Genomic DNA, 20,531 nt, shown 5'->3' with positions numbered 1-20,531 from the left:
GAGAGTTTTTTTGTTCAGAAAATTGGAGGGGATTTAATGTCGAATCAATTATTAGAGGCTGTTAACTTACTAAAAGGAAAAAAGTGGGTAGACTTAACACATACATTTGGACCGGATTCACCACATTTTGCAGCGTTTGATGCAGCAGAGTTTACGACGTTATTTGATCATGACGATGGATTTTTTGCGCAAAGTTTCAAATTTGCAGGACAGTACGGAACACATATCGATGCACCGATTCATTTTGTGAGAGACACCAGATATGTCGAAGAATTAGATTTAAAGGAATTGGTTTTACCGCTTGTCGTTATTGACAAATCGAGTGAATCTGCTGAAAATCATGATTTTACGCTAACAGTACAAGATGTATTAGATTTTGAAGAAGTACATGGCAAAATTGACGCAGGGACATTTGTCGCGCTTAGATCAGATTGGAGCAAACGCTGGCCAAACGAAGAGGCGTTTAATAATAAGGATGCCGAAGGAAATAACCGTATTCCAGGTTGGGGGCTAGATGCCTTAAAGTTTTTATATGAGGAAAGAAATATAAAAGCAGTTGGACATGAAACATACGATACTGATTCGAGTATTGATTTTCAACGTAATAAAGCGCTACATGGTGAATACTATGTGCTTGAACAGGATACGTTCCAAGTAGAATTGTTAACGAATCTTGATCAATTACCAGCTACTGGTGCAATTATCTTTAATATCGTACCGAAACCAGAAAAAGCATCAGGATTTCCTGTAAGATCTTTTGCAATCTTACCTTAATTAAAAACGAATGTGTAAATATGAATACTATCGAAGTCTGAATTTATTAAATACATTGACTATATAGACTTGATTATTCTTTCTTAAAAGTGTTGCAAATTAAAATACATTGATGTAAAGTGATGTTAATAAACAAATCACACAACTTAATAGATTTTCTTATCTAGAGAGGTAGAGGGACTGGCCCTATGACACTTCAGCAACCGCCAAGTTTTGGCAAGGTGCTAATTCCAGCAAGTCTGAAAATGACTTGGAAGATGAGCAGACCTCTAATTTATTTTTTAGAATCATCTTCCTAGCGAAATACGGAAGGTGATTTTTTTATTTGCTTTTATTATTGAGAGGGGATTAGTTGATGGTTAATTATAAAAAAGAAACTGAGTTAGCGCAAATTGGCAATAAGAAAGACGAAAGCTTAGGTTCAATTAACACCCCTGTGTATTTTTCAACAGCATATAGACATGATGAAATAGGATTAGGTAACGGTTATGCGTATTCTAGAACGGGAACACCGACCAGGGACGTATTACAAGAAGGATTAGCACGACTTGAAAATGGTGACAATGGATTTGCTTGCAGCTCAGGGATGAGTGCAATTCAACTCGTATTTATGTTATTTGAAAAAGATAATCATTTCATCGTATCCAGAGATATTTACGGCGGCTCATATAGAATGTTCGAAATATTTGAGAAGAAGTATGGCTTTACTTTCTCTTATTGGAACGGTGAGAATCCAGATGAGTTGGAGAAACTAATCCAACCAAACACAAAAGCAATATTCCTTGAAACACCGACAAATCCATTGATGAAAGAAACGGATATTAAGGAGACTTCTAAATTCGCGAAAAAAAATGATTTACTTTTAATCGTTGATAACACTTTTTATAGTCCGTATATTCAACGTCCAATTGAAGAAGGTGCTGATATTGTCATTCATAGTGCTACTAAATATTTAGGCGGACATAATGATTTACTAGCTGGTGTCGTTGTATCAAAAGGTAAAGAGATAGGAGAAGAACTGGAATACTTGCACAATGCTTCAGGCGCAATCTTAGCACCTTTTGATTGTTGGCTTTTAATGAGAGGTCTAAAAACGTTAGCGATTAGAATGGCGCAACATGAACGAAATGCTAAACAAGTGAAAGAATACTTACTTGCTCATTCGCTTGTAACTGATGTTTATTATCCTGGTAGAGGCGGTATGGTTAGCTTCTTAATTAAGGATGAGGCACTTGTCCCGACATTTCTAAAATCATTAGATTTAATTACTTTTGCAGAAAGTTTAGGTGGAGTTGAAAGTTTTATCACTTATCCTGCGACTCAAACCCATACAGATATTCCTGAAAAAGAAAGAAATGAATATGGTTTAACAAATTGCTTACTACGTGTATCAGTAGGGATTGAACATGTAGATGATTTGATTATAGATTTTGAACAAGCTTTTGAGGTATGTAAAGATTTGTTGAAACAGAAAGTCTAGGAGAAGGAAGTGTAGTTATTGAACTTGCTAGATACTTTAAAAGAACGCATTTTAATAGGGGACGGTGCAATGGGCTCGCTTCTCTATTCACATGGCGTGGATCGATGTTTTGAAGAATTGAATCTTACACATCCCGATCAAGTACTTCAAATTCACCAAGCTTATATTGCGGCAGGTGCCGATGTTATTCAAACGAATACATATGGCGCAAATTATATTAAACTTTCACGCTATGGTTTAGAGGATAGTGTGAAGAAAATTAACCAAGCGGCTGTAAAACTTGCAAAAGATGCTGCGAAAGATGGCACGTTTATATTAGGAACGATTGGAGGTATTCACGGATCTCAGACGTTAATTGGTACAAAAGAGGAAATCAAGAGGAGTTTCCGTGAACAGCTGTATTGCTTACTTTTAGAAGGTGTCGATGGCATTATTTTGGAAACGTATTATGATTTTGAAGAACTATCGACTGTGCTAAAAATAGCACGAGAAGTGACAGACTTACCAATCATAGCGAACGTATCCATGCATGAAGCGGGTGTGCTCCAAAATGGGATGGAGCTTGCCGAGGCTTTGCAGCTGTTAGATGATTTAGGTGCAGACGTAGTTGGAATAAACTGTCGTCTTGGGCCTTATCATATGCTTAAATCACTAGAAACGGTTCCACTACTTAAGCGTGCAAGATTAGCAGTATATCCAAATGCTAGTTTTCCAGGTTATAGAGATGGGAAACTATTTTACGAAAATGAACCTGAATATTTCAAAGAGAATGCGAGTAAATTCAGGAATGCAGGCGTTAGTCTGATGGGCGGTTGTTGTGGGACGACGCCAGAACATATCAGTGCGTTGGTAGAAGGACTAACAAATCGAAAGCCAATTACCGAAAAGCAAGTGAAAAAGAAGAAAGCGAAAGTTGAATTTGTTGAATCAAAGGAGACGCGTGCAGAAAACTTAGTGGATATTGTAAAGAGAAGGCATTCAGTTATTGTTGAGTTTGATACACCGAAGCATTTAAATACTGAGAAATACTTTTTAGGTCTTCAAGCCTTAAAAGATGTAGGCGTTGATGCAATAACGATAGCGGATAATTCCTTAGCTAGTCCAAGGATTTGCAATGCATCTATGGCATCGATAATTAAGCATAAATACGATATGCCACCACTTGTCCACATAACGTGCAGAGATCGAAATTTGATTGGACTGCAATCGCATTTAATGGGTTTACACCTTACTGGAATAACAGAACTACTTGCAATAACAGGTGATCCTACTAAAATTGGAGATTTTCCTGGAGCGACCTCTGTTTTCGATATGACATCATTCGAACTATTAGAGTTAATACAAAAATTTAATGCTGGTATTTCTTGGTCAGGCAAGTCATTGCAGGAAAAAACCAACTTTAATGTGGCCGCGGCATTTAACCCGAACGTACGTCATTTGGACCGTGCAACGATAAGGCTAGAGAAGAAGATTGAGGCGGGTGCAGACTATTTCATTACACAACCAATTTACAGTGTTGAAAAAATTGTGGATGTGTATGAAGCAACGAAACACTTGAAAGTACCTATTTATATCGGAATAATGCCACTTACTTCATCGACAAATGCTGAGTTTCTACACAACGAAGTACCAGGTATAAAGCTGACGGATGAAGTTCGTGCGCGAATGGCTTTGTCTGCGGGCCATCGGGATAATTCAACGCAAGCTGGAATAGAAGTTGCGAAAGAACTAGTTGACGTGGCATTGAAGTATTTCCGTGGTATTTATTTAATAACACCGTTTACTCGTTATGATATGACGGTAGCATTGACTGAGTACATTAACGAAAAAGTAGGCGTGAATGAAGAGTTTAAAGTTATTCAAGATACCGGAATAAAGATTTAAAAAATAAAAAATTATAATAGAAATAGGAGAGATTATAATGACTAAAGTAATCAGCACAAACATAGGATACCCGAGAATCGGTGGAATGCGTGAATGGAAAAGAGCATTGGAAAGTTTTTGGAGTGGTGCAATATCAGAAGAAGAATTACTACAAAAAACAACGGATATTCGTCTAGATAATCTTAAAAAGCAACAGGAGATTGGCATTGATTTGATTCCAGTTGGCGATTTCTCTTTATATGATCACGTGTTGGATACTTCAGTTATGTTTGGGGTTGTGCCTACAAGATTTGAATATGAGGGTGGAAAAGTTCCACTATCTACTTATTTTGACATCGCGCGTGGAAACAAAGACGCGGTTGCATCAGAAATGACGAAATGGTTTAATACAAACTATCACTATATCGTACCGGAACTAGACAATGTAACACCAAAATTAGTTGAAAATCGTCCTTTGACATTCTATAAAGAAGCGAAAGAAAAACTCGGTATTGAAGGTAAACCAGTTGTATTAGGTCCGGTTACATTCATTAAATTTGCGAAGTCTTCTGAAGAAGGAAACTTTGTTGCACAACTAGAGAAGTTCACACCACTTTATGTACAATTAGTGCAAGAACTAGTAGAAGCTGGCGCGGAGTATCTTCAGATTGACGAGCCAATCTTCACTTTTGAGCAATCAAAAGAAGATATTGCAGCAATACAAAAAGCATATGAAGCAATTACAAGCGCAGCTCCACAATTAAAAATTATTTTACAAACGTACTTTGAGAAAGTCGCAAATTACGAAGCGTTTGCAGCACTTCCAGTATATGGATTAGGCTTAGACTTCGTACACGGTGATTCGCTTGAATTAATCAAAACAAATGGTTTTCCGAAAGACAAAGTACTTTTTGCTGGTGTAATAGACGGAAGAAACGTGTGGAGAGCAGATTTAGATGCTAAGTTGGTTCTTTTAGAAGAAATTGTGAATCACGTAGATAAAGAGCGTCTTGTAATACAAGGATCATCATCCCTTCTTCATGTTCCGGTTAGTACTACGCCTGAACAAAAAATAGATTCTATTATTAAAGGCGGTCTGGCTTTCGCTGACCAAAAACTAGCTGAAATCGTCGTATTGCAAAAAGGTATTTCAAGTGGAAAAGATTCGGTTGCTGCTGAGCTCGACGAAAGTCGCACTGCATTATCAACGTTAAATAATTCCAAGTATCGCCAGAACGTTGAAGTAAAAGGGAATATTGAAAAACTAACTGCGGATGATGTGAATCGTGCGAACCCATTTGCTGAAAGAATTATTAAGCAACGGAAGCGTTTTAATCTACCACTACTTCCAACAACTACAATTGGGAGTTTACCACAAACACCTGAAGTTAGAAGAGAAAGATCTAAATGGCGTAAAGGTGAAAATACAACAGAGCAATACGAACAATTCATTAAAGGGCAAATTGATAAGTGGATTGCGATTCAAGAAGACATTGGCATTGATGTTCTTGTCCACGGTGAATTTGAAAGAACGGACATGGTTGAATACTTCGGTGAAAAATTTGAAGGATTCGCAGTTACACAGTTCGGTTGGGTTCAATCATATGGATCACGTTGCGTTAAGCCACCACTCATTCTAGGTGATGTCGCATTTAGCGAACCAATTACTGTAAAAGAAAGTGTGTACGCACAATCACTGACAGAAAAAGCTGTAAAAGGAATGTTGACAGGACCTGTAACAATCTTGAACTGGTCATTCGTGCGTGATGATATACCTCGTTTTGATGTATTGAATCAAATCGCTTATGCGCTTCGTCATGAAATCGAAGCATTAGAGGAAAATGGCATACACATGATCCAAGTTGATGAGCCTGCACTAAGAGAAGGTTTACCACTTGATCCAGCTAAGGAAAAAGCATATTTAGATGCAGCTGTACATGCATTTAAATTATCGACAGCTTCAGTTCAAGATGACACGCAAATTCATACACATATGTGCTATTCTGATTTCAACGGAATTATTGAATCTATTAGTGATCTTGATGCGGATGTTATTTCGATTGAAGTATCTAGAAGTCATGGAGAATTAATCGCTGCTTTTGAAAACAATACGTACGATAAAGAAATCGGCTTAGGTGTCTATGATATCCATAGTCCACGTGTACCAAGTAAAGAAGAAATGAAGCAAAATATTAACCGTGCACTTCAAACGATTCATCCAAGCCAATTTTGGATTAACCCAGACTGTGGTTTGAAAACGAGAAACGAAGAACAAACTATCTCTGCTTTAAAAGTAATGGTAGAAGCAGCAAAAGAAGTTAGAGCAGAACGATTAGCTGAGATTAAATAAGTTATATGATGAATGCCTTTCCTACTATTGATGTGGGAAAGGCTTTTTTAGTAGAACTATTTCAGTTAATTAATAAAGCAGAAGCATAAATGTAGACATGCTGAAAACTGCAATTATTCTTATACTAATTTCTAGCAATAAATTATCATATTAGTATGAAATATGAGAAGATTAAATAGACACGGTGTTAATAGCTACTTAGTTATTTTTACTGAATAATGCTACTAAAAATCCAAAATAAGTAAGTAAAAAACAAGCACTAATGTCTCTACTTGAGAACTCGATGTGAATTAACAAGAGGGAGATGGTTATTCTGGGTATACAAATTAATCAAATATTAGAATTCAATTTATTAAAAAAATCTACCATTTTAACGGGAGAAGATACGATTACAGATAAATTTGTAGAATGGGTATCAGTAATTGAAAATCCTGTGGAAAATTTTGTTAGAGAAAATGAATTTGTACTTAGCACAGGTATAGGATGTTATGGCAATACTGATGAGCTAATGCGATTTGTAAATGACGTATATAACTCGGGTGCATCGGCCTTAGCGATTGCTACAGGGAGGCATATTTTTGAACTACCTGAAAAAGTAATTGAGTTTGCAAATGATAGAGATTTTGTGATTATTGACGTACCATGGGAAATTCGATTTGCTGATATCGTACATGAAATTATGAGTCAGTTGGTTGATTTTAGAAAAAATGAAACAGATCGACCTAAAGATATTCAGCAACATTTAATACAAATGATATTAGAAGGAAAAACAATAGAATACATTACAAAGTATATAGAAGAAGAATTAAAAAGACCTGTCTTAATTTGTAATGAAAAAGGAGATTCGGTTGCAGGCACTGCAAACCATAAAGAGGTTTTCACGATGTGGAATCAACAAAGAAAAAGCGTCGAGATACAAGAATCTCATCATCCTATGCATTCTGAAGTTAAAAAATTGGAAAGTGGCAATATAGAACTTTTCCATTTAACAATTAAATATAACAATAGATATAAAGGAGACTTTTTCATTTTAGCTGAAGTTGGCGATGGGTTAACAGAGCAAGAGATTACCATTTCTGAACAAGCTGTCGTTGCTGCTGCATTATGGTTCTCACGAAATAGTGCTGTTATGGAAGCAGAAGGTCGTATGCAAAATGAGTTTTTATTAAGCTTGGCTACAGGTGAAAAAATGTCGGATGAGCATATTGATTCGCATGCAGAATTTTTTAGGTATGACCTAAAACTACCTTATGTTTGTATCGTAGGTTTTCCTGAAAATTTAAAGGATTTGATTCAGCAACAACCTAGTCGGACTGTCTCAAGAAAATCTGATTTAGAGAGAATGAATACGTATATAAAAGAAGGTATGTTATACGCTGCTGATAGTATACAGCGTAAAATTTTATATGCATATAAAAATAATGAAGTAATAATATTTTTAGAAACATCGAATTTCGCAGCTTCTGATACGGTAAATCAGTTCCTAGATTTAGTTGAAAGAAGGTTTAGTCATTTACTACCAGGGGTCACTTTCTCGTGGGGATTGGGGAAGCATGAAGAAGGTGTCTGGAATTATGAAAAAAGTTTTAAAAAAGCTAAAGCTGCATTAGATATGGGGAGAAGTCAAAGGGGCATTGGCACTAGAACTAATTTTGAAGAAACCCAAATCAATAGGCTTCTACTAAGTTTAGCTATAAACGAAGATGTACAAAACATTACAATAGCTACAGTTACACCTTTGGTTGAATATGATAAGAAGAGGGAAATGGATCTAGTAAACACATTTATTTCGTATAAGAATAATGGCGGAAATGTTAGCCAAACTGCTCGAGATTTAAATCTTCATCGACAATCACTTTTATATCGATTAAGAAAAATTGAATCATTAACGGAGCTATCATTAGTAAACCCAGACGATTTATTTTTATTAGATTTCAGTATTAAAATTTGGTCTACTGGGATTGTTAACAAAAATGCAGATTAACTAAAAGTATTATCAAATAAGATGGAGTTGGAAATGATCTATTTCTAACTCTATTTTTTTGTCTAAAAAACTGTATGAAGAACTTTTATAATATTCATACAATAGTGCGGATGCTTTAAGCGAAGTTCATTACTATAATAAGAATAAGAGTAAAATAAATTGAATGTTTCAAAATAATGTTTTCAACAATATGAGGAGGGATTCGGATGATGCAACTACCATTTAGTTTAGAAGAGTATCAACATAGGGTGGATAGAACAAAGTCTAGTATGAATAAGAGAGGCATTGATGTGCTTCTAATTTCAGATCCAGCAAATATGAATTATCTATCTGGTTATGATGCTTGGTCATTCTATGTCGATCAAATGCTCATGGTCATTATTGACGAAGAGCAACCAATATGGATAGGCAGAGAAATGGATGCGGGCGCTGCAAAGATAACTACTTGGTTAAAACATGAAAACATTATTGCTTATCCTGAAGACCACGTCCACTCCGATAGTAAACATCCTATGGAATACATTGCTAAAGTCTTAACTCATGCAAATCAATCGGGGAGACGAATCGGTCTGGAAATGAGCTCTTTTTATTTCTCGGCACTTGCCTACAATAAGCTAACAAAGAACATGCCGAACGCGCAGTTTTCAGATGCAAGTTTACTTGTAAATTATGAGCGTATTATAAAGTCAGAAACGGAATTAAAATATATTAAAAGAGCAGCGAAAATAGCAGGTAACGCCATGGATACAGCAATTTCTTCAATCCAAGAAGGCGTAAGAGAATGCGATGTAGCGGCGAATATTTACCATGATTTAATTAGCGGAACAAGTGCTTATGGGGGAGATTATCCATCTATCGTCCCTTTATTGCCAGCGGGAAAAAACACATCGACACCTCATCTAACATGGACGGATAGAAAATATACGAATGAAGAAATGGTCATTATTGAATTAGCTGGTTGTCACCAACGTTACCATTCACCACTAGCAAGAACCTTGTCGATCGGGAAGCCAACTGAACAAGCACTTACGACTTCTAATATTATCGTAGAAGGAATAAATGCTGCGATTGATGTTGTTAAACCAGGTGTCAGATGTGAGGATATCGAAAAAGCATGGAATGATGTGATATCTAAGTACGGTATCGTGAAGGATTCAAGAATAGGCTACTCAGTCGGTTTAAATTATCCACCTGATTGGGGCGAGAAAACTGCAAGTATTAGAAAAGGCGACCAAACGATTTTACAGCCCAATATGACATTTCATCTTATACCTGGTTTATGGTTTGACGACTACGGAATTGAAATAAGTGAAACGATTCGAGTAACAGAGAACGGTTGTGAAGTATTAACAGAGTTTCAAAGAGAACTAATCATCAAGGATCAAATAAATCTAGCTATATAGAATTTAATAGTTAGGAATGCTGAATCTGCAATAAAACTGCTAATTTCATAAGAAGAATTGGAATTGAGTTTTACAGAAGAAAGGCGGCTTGATTATGAAGACGAAAGAGCTTGGAAACGCTATGTTCATCGCAGGAAAATGGGTTGAAAAAGAAGATGTTATAGAGGTATTGAACCCCCAAGATAATTCATTTATTAGCAGCGTTCCTTCAGCATCAAAAGAAGATATGTTGCATGCTATTGAAGAAGCAAAAGAAGGTGCTAAAATTGCTGCTGCAATGCCTGTTCACGAAAGAATAAAGGTCTTAAATAAAGCTGCAGAGTATGTTGAAAAGAATGCGGTTCGCTTTGCAGAGATGATTTCGTTAGAAGGTAGCAAAACGATTACTGAATCAAGGTCTGAAGTAAAGCGATGTATTCAGACGCTGAAAATAAGTGCAGAAGAATCAAGACGTATTCATGGAGAGACTATACCTTTCGATCAATCAGAAGGTAGTGAAGATCGGGTCGGCTATTATTATCGTTTCCCTATAGGAATAATTGCTGCTATTACACCGTTCAATGATCCTTTGAATTTAGTTGCGCACAAAGTAGGCCCTGCAATCGCCTCTGGTAACGCAATTATTGTTAAACCTGCGACAGCGACACCACTAAGTGCACTCCTCTTAGCTGAAGCTTTTGAGTATGCGAATTTGCCTCCTAAAGTATTATCTGTCGTTACAGGAAAAGGGAGTATTATCGGAGATCCACTCGTTACACATCCAGCTGTTAGGATGGTTTCATTTACAGGCGGACTTGAAACTGGTGAAGAAATTGCGCGTAAAGCTGGTTTGAAAAAGCTTAGTATGGAACTCGGCTCGAATTCGCCTGTTATTGTCTTAAAAGATGCGGACATAAGTAAAGCAGTTGAAGCAACCGTTTCAGGCGCTTTTTATGCAGCAGGTCAAAACTGTCTTGGCGTACAACGTATATACATTGAGCAAGATATATATGAAGAATTTAGTAGTCGATTTACTGAACGCACAAGTCTTTATAAAGTTGGAGACAAAATGCTAGATATTACAGATATGGGTCCAATGATTAATGAGGCAGAAGCAATCAGAGTCGGAAATTGGGTTAATGAAGCGATTACAAAGGGTGCGGAGTTATTAATTGGTGGACAACGAAAAGGCGCATTTTATTCACCTACAGTTTTAATCAACGTTCCCTCAGATTGCACGATTGCACATCAAGAAGTATTTGGTCCGGTTGTCTTACTTTATTCTGTTGTGGATCTAGATGCGGCAATTGAAAAATCAAATGATGTGGATTTTGGCTTACAGGCGGGCATATTTACGCAAAATATTGAAAAAGCATTTGAAGCAATTGGCAAACTAAATGTTGGTGGAATTATGATAAATGATAGTAGTGATTACCGCATTGATGGGATGCCGTTTGGTGGCGTTAAAGGTTCTGGGATAGGCAGAGAAGGCGTTAAGTTTACCATACAAGATATGACGGAACCTAAAGTCGTAAGTTTTAAATTGGCACATAAACGATTCAATTGATGAATAGAATAGAAAGTTCAATTATTCATGTACGTTTTACTTTTGATTAAAATTGGAGGAGACAACAATGACATTGAAACCAACTGAAAATATGCAAGCTAAATATGAGGAATTAGCAGCAATTGATAAAAAGCACTTTATGCATCCAACGACTTCTTTAAAACAACAACAGGAGCAAGGACCAAGTTTTATCTTCACTGAAGGTAAAGGGATATATTTGAAGGATATTCGTGGTAAAACAGTTATCGATGGACTTTCCTCTTTATGGAATGTAAATATAGGACACGGAAGAGAAGAACCTGGTCAAGCTGCGATGGAGCAAATGAAAAAACTAGCGTTTAGCTCCACCTTTGCAACGAATAGCCATGAACCTGTTATTCGTTTGGCTGAAAAAGTGGCTCACTTAACACCAGGAGATTTGTCGACTACCTTCTTTACTTCTGGTGGATCAGAAGCGAACGACACAGCATTTAAAACGGTTCGTTATTATTGGAGTTTAAAAGGTCAACCAAATAAAAAGAAAATCATTTCACGAAATAAATCTTATCATGGCGTATCAGTTGGTTCTGCAAGTGCGACTGGACTACCAGCTTTTAGAGCATTTACTTCATTAGCGCCGGATTTCTACTATGTGGATTCGTCAATCGAAGCATTGAAGGAAAAGATTGATAAAGAAGGTGCAGATACAATTGCGGCATTTATCTCAGAACCAATTCAAGGATCTGGGGGAGTAAATCTACCACCTGAAAACTATTTTAAAGAAGTTAAAGCGCTTTGTGAGCAAAATGATATACTTTTTATCGCGGATGAAGTAATTACTGGATTTGGTCGAACAGGAGAACAATTCGGTATGAATAATTTCGGTGTAGTACCTGACGTCATGGTAATTGCAAAGGGAATTACGAGTGGTTATGCGCCGCTAGGAGGAATGGTCATTACTGAAAGGCTGAGGGATGAACTAATTGACTTGTCTGATGGTGTTTACATGCATGGATTCACTTATAGTGGTCACCCAATGTGTTGTGCGGTAGCATTGAAAAATCTAGAAATTATTGAAGAAGAAAATATGCTAGAAAACGTACGTAATATGGGCGAGGAATTACAAAAGGGTTTTAAATGGTTAGCAGATCGACACGATGTTATTACAGGTATGCGTGGTAAGGGCTTACTAGGAGCAGTTAGCATTGTGAAAGACAAGGAAACAAATGCTTTATTTGACGAGTCGGTTGCTGTTAAAGTGACTGCAGAAGCATTGAATCATGGTCTATTAGGGAGAGCTATAGTATACGAAGGGCAAGACACACTGGCTTTCGCACCACCATTTTGTATTAATAAAGAAGAGGTAGGAACGATTATCTCGATTATTGATAAATCACTTACGACAGTTTTGAGTAAGCAGTGACGTTGAAATATAGTTAATTAAAAATACCTTGCTATTGAACTTTCAAACAGTTCGATAGCAAGGTTTCTTTTACTTAGTTAAAGCTTGTTTCATACCTTCGTAAGAAGCTTGCCAAAACGCTTTGTTATCACGAAATGATTTCGAGGTGATTTTAATTAATTCACCAAACTTTTCTTCGTAATCATCCGCTTCTTTAGGAGGAAGCGTTTCTTTGTGTTTTTGAACGAATTGTTTTGTTTTATCAGCAATCGGCCCCCACTTAGTTACCTCATTACCATCTTTATCAATAAATATAAAGATTGGAATCGTACGAGATTTGCCGTTTGTTAAATATTGATCCATGAGCTCTAAGTTTTCATCCCGTGCTAGGAAACGGACAGGCATCTCTGTTTTTTCTACAAGATGCAACAGTACTGGGATAGTCAACATACAATGACCGCACCAAGGTTCTGCGAGTACAATAACACGCAATTGCTTGTTTTTTAGGGATTCAAACAATTTTTCGTCTTTCTCAAAACTTGCTAAATCTAGCGTATTATTAATATGCGTAAAAGCTTCTTCATGCTTTTCAAGTGTTGCGATATATTCATCTGCAGTTATACCTTTATCAAACCATTTATTTAAACTCAAACTATTTAATTCCCCCTTCATATGTTCTTCATCAAGTGTATCGAAGCGGCATGTACTGGTAAATGTTATTGCTTATTAGTGTTAGTGGTACTATAACGCTTCGGTTTCCTTTTTTGGGGTGCCTATACTTGTTATGCATGATAAATTTACAAGTGGTTCTAAACTTAATAACTTTACTCTTCAATTCATGCATCCTAATTCAAATAAACTCTAAAACAATCCACTTCATTATATGGGAAACACTATGTTATGTAGTTAAATGAATCCGTAGAGCCTTTTCATGAATAGTGAGATCTAGTCTGCTAGAGGCACTAATTTCTCAATCTCAGCCAATTACTGCCACAGGATTAACTACAAATTCATACATCACTTGCCACCCTCTCCACAAAAAGTCATATCGGATTTGATATAGCTGTGATTGTTAACGATGGACGATCTTGTTCCCAACGAACTTTCACAGGAACTTTAAATGTCTCTGAAAGAAAACCGTCATTTAGGACATCTTTTTTGAGACCAGAAGCGACAATTTTACCGTCACGAAGCAGAAGGACATGTGTAATTGTATTTACTAGTTCTTCAATATGATGCGTTACATAAATGATATGGCAATTTCTCTTAGTGATTTCTTCAGTTAAAGATAAAAGTTCTTCTCTTGAAAGGATATCTAATCCTGAGCAAGGTTCATCAAGTACGAGAATTTTAGGGTCACACATTAATGCCCGTGCAATGAGTATTCTTCTTTGTTCTCCTTGGGACAATAAATGATACGGTTTACCTTTCAAATAATATAAACGAAGACTCTTTAATAATGAATCTGCTTTATCCCAATCTTCATCAGATACTTTGTCGTAGATACCAAAAGAAGCGAATTTTCCGCTGACGATGACCCGTTCTACAGTTTCATTGTTAACCATTTGAGAAAATCGATCTAGGGAACTACTGACAAATCCAATTTCTTTACGTAGCTCTGGTAAATTCGTTCTACCGAAGACATTGCCGAGGACCTCCACATCACCAGTAGTTGGAAAATGATAGCCTGCTACAATATTGAGGAGCGATGTTTTGCCGGAGCCATTTAATCCAAGAATCGCCCATTGCTCACTTGCTTTAATGTCCCAGCTAATATCTTGTAAAATTTTGTTGCCACCCCTAGTTAAAAATACTTGAGTAAGAGATATAATTTTTTTCATTTATAGACTCCTTTATTGAATTAATAGAATTATTTGTTCGCTTAAGTATACACACCTTCATTTGGCAATTACAGTAAAATGAAGCTGCACATATTAGATGGGTTTATTTGAAAAAGATACCGTACAGGTGCAAAATGAAAAAAAACGAGGCTTTAGGCGATCAATTGCTGGAGAATTTTTGGAAATATTCATCTGCTATACTAAGTTTATGAATGTCTTAATAAGGGGGGATATTGTGGCTTGGCTTTATGTACTATTTGCCGCGATTGTAGAAATATTTTGGGTTATAGGTTTACGTTATTCAGACTCGTTTCTAGAGTGGTTTGGAACTACTATTATGATTATATTTAGTTTTTATTTTATAATAAAAGCGTGTGAAAAGTTGCCGTCTGGGACTGTTTATGCTGTATTTACTGGCTCAGGTGCTGCTGCAATTGTTTGTATTGATACTCTTGTTTTTGGTGCGGGTTTTTCAACTATGAAACTTCTGTTTATTGGTTTAATTATCGTAGGTGTTATTGGCATAAAGATGACGACAGAAAACGTTGATAATGTAGCTGAAGATGCAGAACAGGAGGTCAATTAATTGGAGTGGTTTTATTTGGTGATTGCTAGTTTAGGTGAAGTATTTGGTGTGATAAGCATAAATTGGTATATTCAGAAGAAATCAATGGCAAGGCTAGGGCTAGTTGTTGTCACATTTACTTTTGGATTTATCTTTTTGGCGTTGGCTATGCGTGAAATACCAATGGGAACGGCGTATGCGATTTGGACAGGCTTAGGTGCAGCAGGTGCTGTTTTAATGGGCATTTTATTTTTTAAAGAACCAGCAAGCTGGAAACGCCTTGTCTTTTTAATATTCATCATTGCGGGAGCAGTTGGGCTAAAGGTTTTTAGTTGAAGAAATGTTATTTAGTTCTAGGAGGCAAGAGATGGCAAGACAACATGATTTTACAGATGGTAGTATATTAAACAGTTAATCATCTTCTCTGCTCCTATTATCTTAACCAATCTACTACAGGTCTCCTATCAGCTTATTGATAGTCTTTGGATGGGGAACCTAATTGGTGCAGACGCACTTGGTGCAGTTGCTATTTCTGGTACTGTTATTTTTACAATGCTTTCATTTGTAATTGGGCTTAATAATGCTGCACTTACGATATTATCGCAACAAATAGGTAAAGGGAGTGAATCTGGACTCCAACGCTATTTGAATGCATTTGTAGTTATACTTACTGGGATGTCTATTATGCTTGGGATTATTGGCTTTATTTTGTGTTAGTTGCAGTATTATTGAACACTGTTTTAGACCCGGTTTTTATTCATATATTTGGTTGGGGTGTCGATGGAGCGGCTTATGCGACGGTTATTTCACAGGGGTTAGCCTTTGTGACAGGCGCTGTTTATACTGTGCGAAAAAGACTCGTTCCTTTTACTATCCCTCATATTCCTGCAAGGAAGGAAGATTCAGATATTTTTAAATTATGAATTCCGGCAGGATTACAAATGAGTGTCATTTCAGCTGGTATATTGGCAATAATGAGTATTGTTGCTTCTTTTGGTCCAGCGGTTGTTGCAGGATATGGGGCTGTCCAGCGGCTCGAAAGTTTAATTGTTATACCTGCACAAGCACTAGGTACAGCGGTTAATAGTATGGCGGGACAAAATGTTGGCGCTAGTAAGTGGGAACGAGTCCGTAAAATCACTTTATATGGTTTCCTTTATAATTTAATCGTAATGGTTGTAATCGCACTTGTTGTATTTTTGTTTTCGGGACATGGAATTCGTCTGTTTATACAAGAACCAGAAGCTGTCAAGTTTGGAACAGAATACTTGACGATGATTGCATTTTTTTATCCATTCTTAGGAATAAATTTTATCTTAAATGGCGCTGTTCGGGCCGCGGGTGCGATGTTCCAAGTTCTTGTACTTAATATTTTTTCCTTTTGGGTGCTGAGATACCCAGTTACTTATACTCTTTCAAGTTTATATGGTGAGAAGGGAATTGCGCTTGGAATAGGATTCAGCTTTGTAATTAGTAGTCTAATCGCTTTTCTTTATTATAAATATGGTAAATGGCGGAAGATTGAGGGGTTTTAAATTTAAGTCGAGTTATTTTATTAAATGGTCTTTCAAGTTATCCATTGCTTTGAGTGCTATTTTAATTAGAAAATAATATTATCTTTTAAAGTAAAGATTAAATACTGATATAATAGAAGGAAACGATAATTGAGGTGAATGACTTTGGTGGAAAATACCGAAAATAAGATTTACTGGACTTTATTACATTGTAATAATTGGCATATACATATAGCTGCTACAGAGAAAGGACTTACATATGTCGGTCCGCAAAATGCAACAATTGAAGAGTTAATGGAATGGGCGAATAAATGGCTTCCTGAACTGACTCTGGTTGAGGATGCCGAAGTAATGAAGCCGTACACCATGGAATTAGTAGAATACTTAGAAGGTCGGTTAAAAAACTTTAGTGTGCCACTTGATCTTTATGGGACACCGTTTCAGATATCTGTATGGCGGGTTTTAAGTGAAGTTCCATATAGCAAGACAGTATCATACACGGATATCGCAGTCCGTATAGGAAAGCCTAATGCTGTACGTTCTGTTGGCGGTGCGATTGGTGCGAATCCGGTGTTAATTGCAATCCCTTGTCATCGTGTCATCGCCAAAAGTGGCGCACTTACAGGTTTTCGGGGTGGCTTGGAGATGAAAAAACAATTATTAGATATAGAAAAATAAATGGTCAACTGTATTAAAGGTGGAAGAGACAAAAAAGTTAACTAATAGTATAATGGAAGTATTAAATTGATTTAGGGAGAGATGACATTTGAATACAATAGAAGAGAAATTAGCTTCAACATGTGTTTCTGATGCGTTAGGTGGATTAAATCATATGAACGTAGCAATAAAACCACTAGATTCAAATTGGCATGTGGTTGGTAAAGCTTTTACAGTACAAGTTCCACCAGGTGAAAACTTTTCGGTTTTGGAAGCAATCTCACAAGCGAGCCCTGGAGATGTGCTAGTTATTGACGGAAAAGGCGATACGAATAACGCGCTTGCCGGTGATTTTGTATTGGGTATGGCGAAAAAACTTAAAATTCAGGGCATGATTGTTGATGGTGTTATTAGAGATAGAGCTGCAAGTATAGATTTAGGCTTTCCTGTATTTTGTAAAGGTACTGTTCCGGCAGCGGGAAGGAAAGCAAGTAAAGGACAAGTGAATGTTCCAATTCAATGCGGTGGTGTCATCGTTCACCCAGGTGATTTGATTGTGGCAGATATAGATGGCGTTGTTGTAATTCCGAGTGCGGATATAGAAAAAGTGAAAAATAGCGCACTTGAAAAGTTAAAACTGGATGATGAACGTGAACGAACTGTAAACGCAGATGAAGAATCTGTGCGCAAACATTTGGCGAAAGTTTTAGGACGCTAATAAGATATTTATTGAGGTTTCCTAATTAAAATGTTAAACATAATTAGTTTTAGGGTAGATGGTGTATAATGGTCAACACTTAGTAACTGGAAGAAGGAGACTAACATGAGTTCAAATTATGCAGATGATAGCTACGCTTTACATACGGATCTTTATCAAATAAATATGGCTGAATCCTATTGGGCCGATGGTATTCATAATCGAAAAGCGGTTTTTGAATTATTTTTTAGAAGATTGCCGTTTGGTAATGGCTATGCGATATTTGCCGGTCTTGAACGGATTCTAGATTATCTTAAAGAATTTAAGTTTAGTGATAGTGATATAGCTTATTTAAAAGAGGAATTGGGTTTTAAAGAGGATTTCCTTTCATATTTAAAAGAGCTTCGTTTTACGGGTGATGTCTATTCAATGGTGGAAGGAGAACTTGTCTTTGCGAATGAGCCAATTATCCGCGTGGAAGCACCTTTAGTAGAGGCGCAACTATTAGAGACGGCACTTTTGAATATTGTTAATTACCAGACGCTAATTTGTACTAAAGCGAGTCGGATAAAACAAGTCGTGAAGGATGAAATGGTTTTAGAGTTTGGGACACGCCGTGCACATGAAATGGATGCAGCAATTTGGGGTGCGCGTGCAACGATTATTGGTGGTGTCGATGCTACAAGTAATGTGCGAGCGGGCAAAAAATTCGGCATTCCTGTTTCGGGAACGCATGCCCACTCACTCGTACAAGCGTATAAAAGTGAGTACGAAGCATTCCATTCTTATGCAAAGCGTCATAAAGATTGTGTTTTTCTAGTGGATACATATAATACATTAAAAATCGGCGTACCAACTGCTATTCAAGTGGCGAAAGAATTAGGCGATGGCATTAACTTTATTGGAATTCGTTTGGATAGTGGCGATATTGCATTCTTATCGAAAGAAGCGCGTCGAATGTTAGATGAAGCAGGTTTCCCGAATGCGAAAATCGTTGTTTCTAATGATCTAGATGAGTATACAATTCTAAACTTGAAAGCACAGGGTGCACAAGTTGATATTTGGGGAATTGGTACAAAGCTTATTACTGCATACGATCAGCCGGCACTTGGTGGAGTATACAAAGTCGTTTCCATTGAAAATGAAATTGGTGAAATGGAAGATACGATTAAAATTTCATCAACTGCAGAAAAAGTAACCACACCTGGCCGAAAAAAACTATATCGAATTATTGATAAAGAAAATGGTAAGGCAGAAGGTGATTATATTACTATGCATGATGAGGATCCGGTATCTGAGAAGCGTCTTAAAATGTTCCATCCTGTTCATACGTTCATATCAAAGTTCGTAACAAATTTTGAAGCGAAGGATTTACATGTAAAAGTTGTTGAAGAGGGTACGGTTATCTATGAAAATCCTTCAATTAAAGAAATGACTGACTATGCGAAAGAAAACCTGGATTTATTATGGGATGAATATAAGCGCTCTCTAAATCCGGAAGAATATCCCGTAGATTTAAGTCAAAAGTGTTGGGATAATAAAATGCGGAATATTGAAGAAGTCCAAGAAATGGTAGAGAACTTTAGTAATAAATAAGGAGGTGGCATAATGAAGCTCCAAGAGAAAATCATTGCAGAGTTAAAAGTTAAACCTGTAATTGATCCTCATGAAGAAATCCGGAAATCCGTTGACTTTATGAAAGACTATGCGAAAAGATATGACTTTTTAAGTGGTTTTGTACTTGGTATTTCAGGTGGGCAAGACTCGACGCTAGTTGGTAAACTTGCGCAACTAGCTATCGACGAATTAAATAGTGAGCATGGATCCAAGCATTATGATTTTATTGCGGTTAGACTACCATATGGCATGCAGTTTGACGAAGATGATTGTCAAGACGCGCTTGAATTTATTCAACCTTCGAAGTGTTATACGGTAAATATTAAAGAATCTGTTGATGCTAGTGAAAGAGCATTGTTAGCTGCAGGCGTGACTCTTACAGATTTTGCAAAGGGCAATGAAAAAGCTCGTGAAAGAATGAAAGTCCAATATAGCATCGGAGCAATGCATAATTGTGTTGTCCTAGGAAGCGATCAGGCGGCTGAAGCAATTACAGGATTTTATACAAAGTTTGGTGATGGCGGTGCAGATTTAATGCCTATTTTCAGACTTAATAAAAGACAAGGCAAGCAATTACTTCAGGCGTTAGGGTGCCCTGAACATCTGTATTTAAAAGTTCCGACTGCAGATCTCGAAGGTGATCGCCCAGCAATTGCTGACGAGTTAGCTTTAGGTGTGACATATGATTATATTGATGATTATTTAGAAGGAAAAGAAGTTCCTCAAGAGCCGCGTGAGCGAATTGAAAGCTATTATCTTCGTTCTGCTCATAAGAGGCATATGCCGATTACGATATTTGATGATTTTTGGAAGTAGAAGATTCCTTTCGAGGGGTCTTTTTTTGTCCTTAAGTTGAAGA

Annotated in this window: 16 protein-coding genes, 1 pseudogene and 1 riboswitch; of the genes and pseudogenes, 15 read left to right on the top strand and 2 right to left on the bottom strand. The window is 36.9% G+C overall.

The features are described 5' to 3' along the window. The first annotated feature begins 36 nt into the window (after positions 1-36). The 8 genes from AC3RV6_RS15845 to AC3RV6_RS15810 all read left to right on the top strand — a co-directional run bounded on the left by AC3RV6_RS15845 (position 37) and on the right by AC3RV6_RS15810 (position 12,802). Positions 37-774, top strand: a complete 738-nt coding sequence (locus AC3RV6_RS15845) for a cyclase family protein (RefSeq protein ID WP_489746932.1) — start codon at positions 37-39, stop codon at positions 772-774. Positions 775-930: 156 nt separating this feature from the next. Then, positions 931-1,038: riboswitch (SAM riboswitch) on the top strand. Between the two features lie 91 nt (positions 1,039-1,129). Then, complete coding sequence (locus AC3RV6_RS15840; protein ID WP_489746931.1) at positions 1,130-2,254, top strand: PLP-dependent transferase; 1,125 nt, start codon at positions 1,130-1,132, stop codon at positions 2,252-2,254. A gap of 18 nt (positions 2,255-2,272) precedes the next feature. Further along, positions 2,273-4,138 (top strand): bifunctional homocysteine S-methyltransferase/methylenetetrahydrofolate reductase, encoded by a 1,866-nt coding sequence (locus AC3RV6_RS15835; RefSeq protein ID WP_489746930.1) that lies wholly within the window; start codon positions 2,273-2,275, stop codon positions 4,136-4,138. Between the two features lie 37 nt (positions 4,139-4,175). Further along, on the top strand, positions 4,176-6,467 hold the full coding sequence (gene metE / locus AC3RV6_RS15830; protein WP_489746929.1) for a 5-methyltetrahydropteroyltriglutamate--homocysteine S-methyltransferase: 2,292 nt from the start codon (positions 4,176-4,178) through the stop codon (positions 6,465-6,467). 304 nt (positions 6,468-6,771) lie between these two features. Continuing rightward, positions 6,772-8,451, top strand: coding sequence for a PucR family transcriptional regulator (locus tag AC3RV6_RS15825; protein ID WP_489746928.1), 1,680 nt, complete (start codon positions 6,772-6,774; stop codon positions 8,449-8,451). A 206-nt stretch (positions 8,452-8,657) separates the two neighbouring features. Then, positions 8,658-9,854 carry a M24 family metallopeptidase gene (locus tag AC3RV6_RS15820; RefSeq protein WP_489746927.1) on the top strand — a complete coding sequence of 399 codons (1,197 nt, stop codon included), beginning with the start codon at positions 8,658-8,660 and terminating at the stop codon, positions 9,852-9,854. A 94-nt stretch (positions 9,855-9,948) separates the two neighbouring features. Continuing rightward, positions 9,949-11,400: an aldehyde dehydrogenase family protein gene (locus tag AC3RV6_RS15815; protein ID WP_489746926.1), complete on the top strand. Its 1,452-nt coding sequence runs from the start codon at positions 9,949-9,951 to the stop codon at positions 11,398-11,400. Positions 11,401-11,467: 67 nt separating this feature from the next. Next, positions 11,468-12,802 (top strand): aminotransferase family protein, encoded by a 1,335-nt coding sequence (locus tag AC3RV6_RS15810; protein ID WP_489746925.1) that lies wholly within the window; start codon positions 11,468-11,470, stop codon positions 12,800-12,802. Between the two features lie 69 nt (positions 12,803-12,871). On the opposite strand, the gene AC3RV6_RS15805 is transcribed toward AC3RV6_RS15810, so the two are convergent. Beyond that, positions 12,872-13,432: a thioredoxin family protein gene (locus AC3RV6_RS15805; RefSeq protein ID WP_489746924.1), complete on the bottom strand. Its 561-nt coding sequence runs from the start codon at positions 13,430-13,432 to the stop codon at positions 12,872-12,874. Positions 13,433-13,824: 392 nt separating this feature from the next. Then, the gene (locus tag AC3RV6_RS15800; RefSeq protein WP_489746923.1) at positions 13,825-14,622 is read right to left on the bottom strand and encodes an ABC transporter ATP-binding protein; all 798 of its coding nucleotides are present in this window, start codon (positions 14,620-14,622) and stop codon (positions 13,825-13,827) included. Between the two features lie 235 nt (positions 14,623-14,857). Here AC3RV6_RS15800 and AC3RV6_RS15795 point away from each other — a divergent pair, with 235 nt between their 5' ends. The 7 genes and pseudogenes from AC3RV6_RS15795 to nadE all read left to right on the top strand — a co-directional run bounded on the left by AC3RV6_RS15795 (position 14,858) and on the right by nadE (position 20,488). Beyond that, complete coding sequence (locus AC3RV6_RS15795; RefSeq protein ID WP_489746922.1) at positions 14,858-15,208, top strand: DMT family transporter; 351 nt, start codon at positions 14,858-14,860, stop codon at positions 15,206-15,208. Next, entirely contained in the window at positions 15,209-15,523 is a 315-nt protein-coding gene (locus AC3RV6_RS15790) for a DMT family transporter (protein ID WP_489746921.1), read from the top strand. Between the two features lie 31 nt (positions 15,524-15,554). Continuing rightward, positions 15,555-16,722: pseudogene (locus tag AC3RV6_RS15785) on the top strand (MATE family efflux transporter). Positions 16,723-16,860: 138 nt separating this feature from the next. Beyond that, complete coding sequence (locus tag AC3RV6_RS15780) at positions 16,861-17,379, top strand: methylated-DNA--[protein]-cysteine S-methyltransferase (RefSeq protein WP_489746920.1); 519 nt, start codon at positions 16,861-16,863, stop codon at positions 17,377-17,379. 88 nt (positions 17,380-17,467) lie between these two features. Continuing rightward, positions 17,468-18,076 (top strand): RraA family protein, encoded by a 609-nt coding sequence (locus tag AC3RV6_RS15775; protein ID WP_489746919.1) that lies wholly within the window; start codon positions 17,468-17,470, stop codon positions 18,074-18,076. Positions 18,077-18,181: 105 nt separating this feature from the next. Beyond that, positions 18,182-19,651, top strand: a complete 1,470-nt coding sequence (locus tag AC3RV6_RS15770; RefSeq protein ID WP_489746918.1) for a nicotinate phosphoribosyltransferase — start codon at positions 18,182-18,184, stop codon at positions 19,649-19,651. 12 nt (positions 19,652-19,663) lie between these two features. Continuing rightward, positions 19,664-20,488 (top strand): NAD(+) synthase, encoded by an 825-nt coding sequence (nadE, locus tag AC3RV6_RS15765; protein WP_489746917.1) that lies wholly within the window; start codon positions 19,664-19,666, stop codon positions 20,486-20,488. The last annotated feature ends 43 nt before the right edge of the window (positions 20,489-20,531 follow it).

The organism is Sporosarcina sp. So3-204 (genome assembly GCF_058068165.1).
Note: the sequence above shows the minus strand (reverse complement) of the source record. Positions and strands in the feature narration are given on the sequence as shown.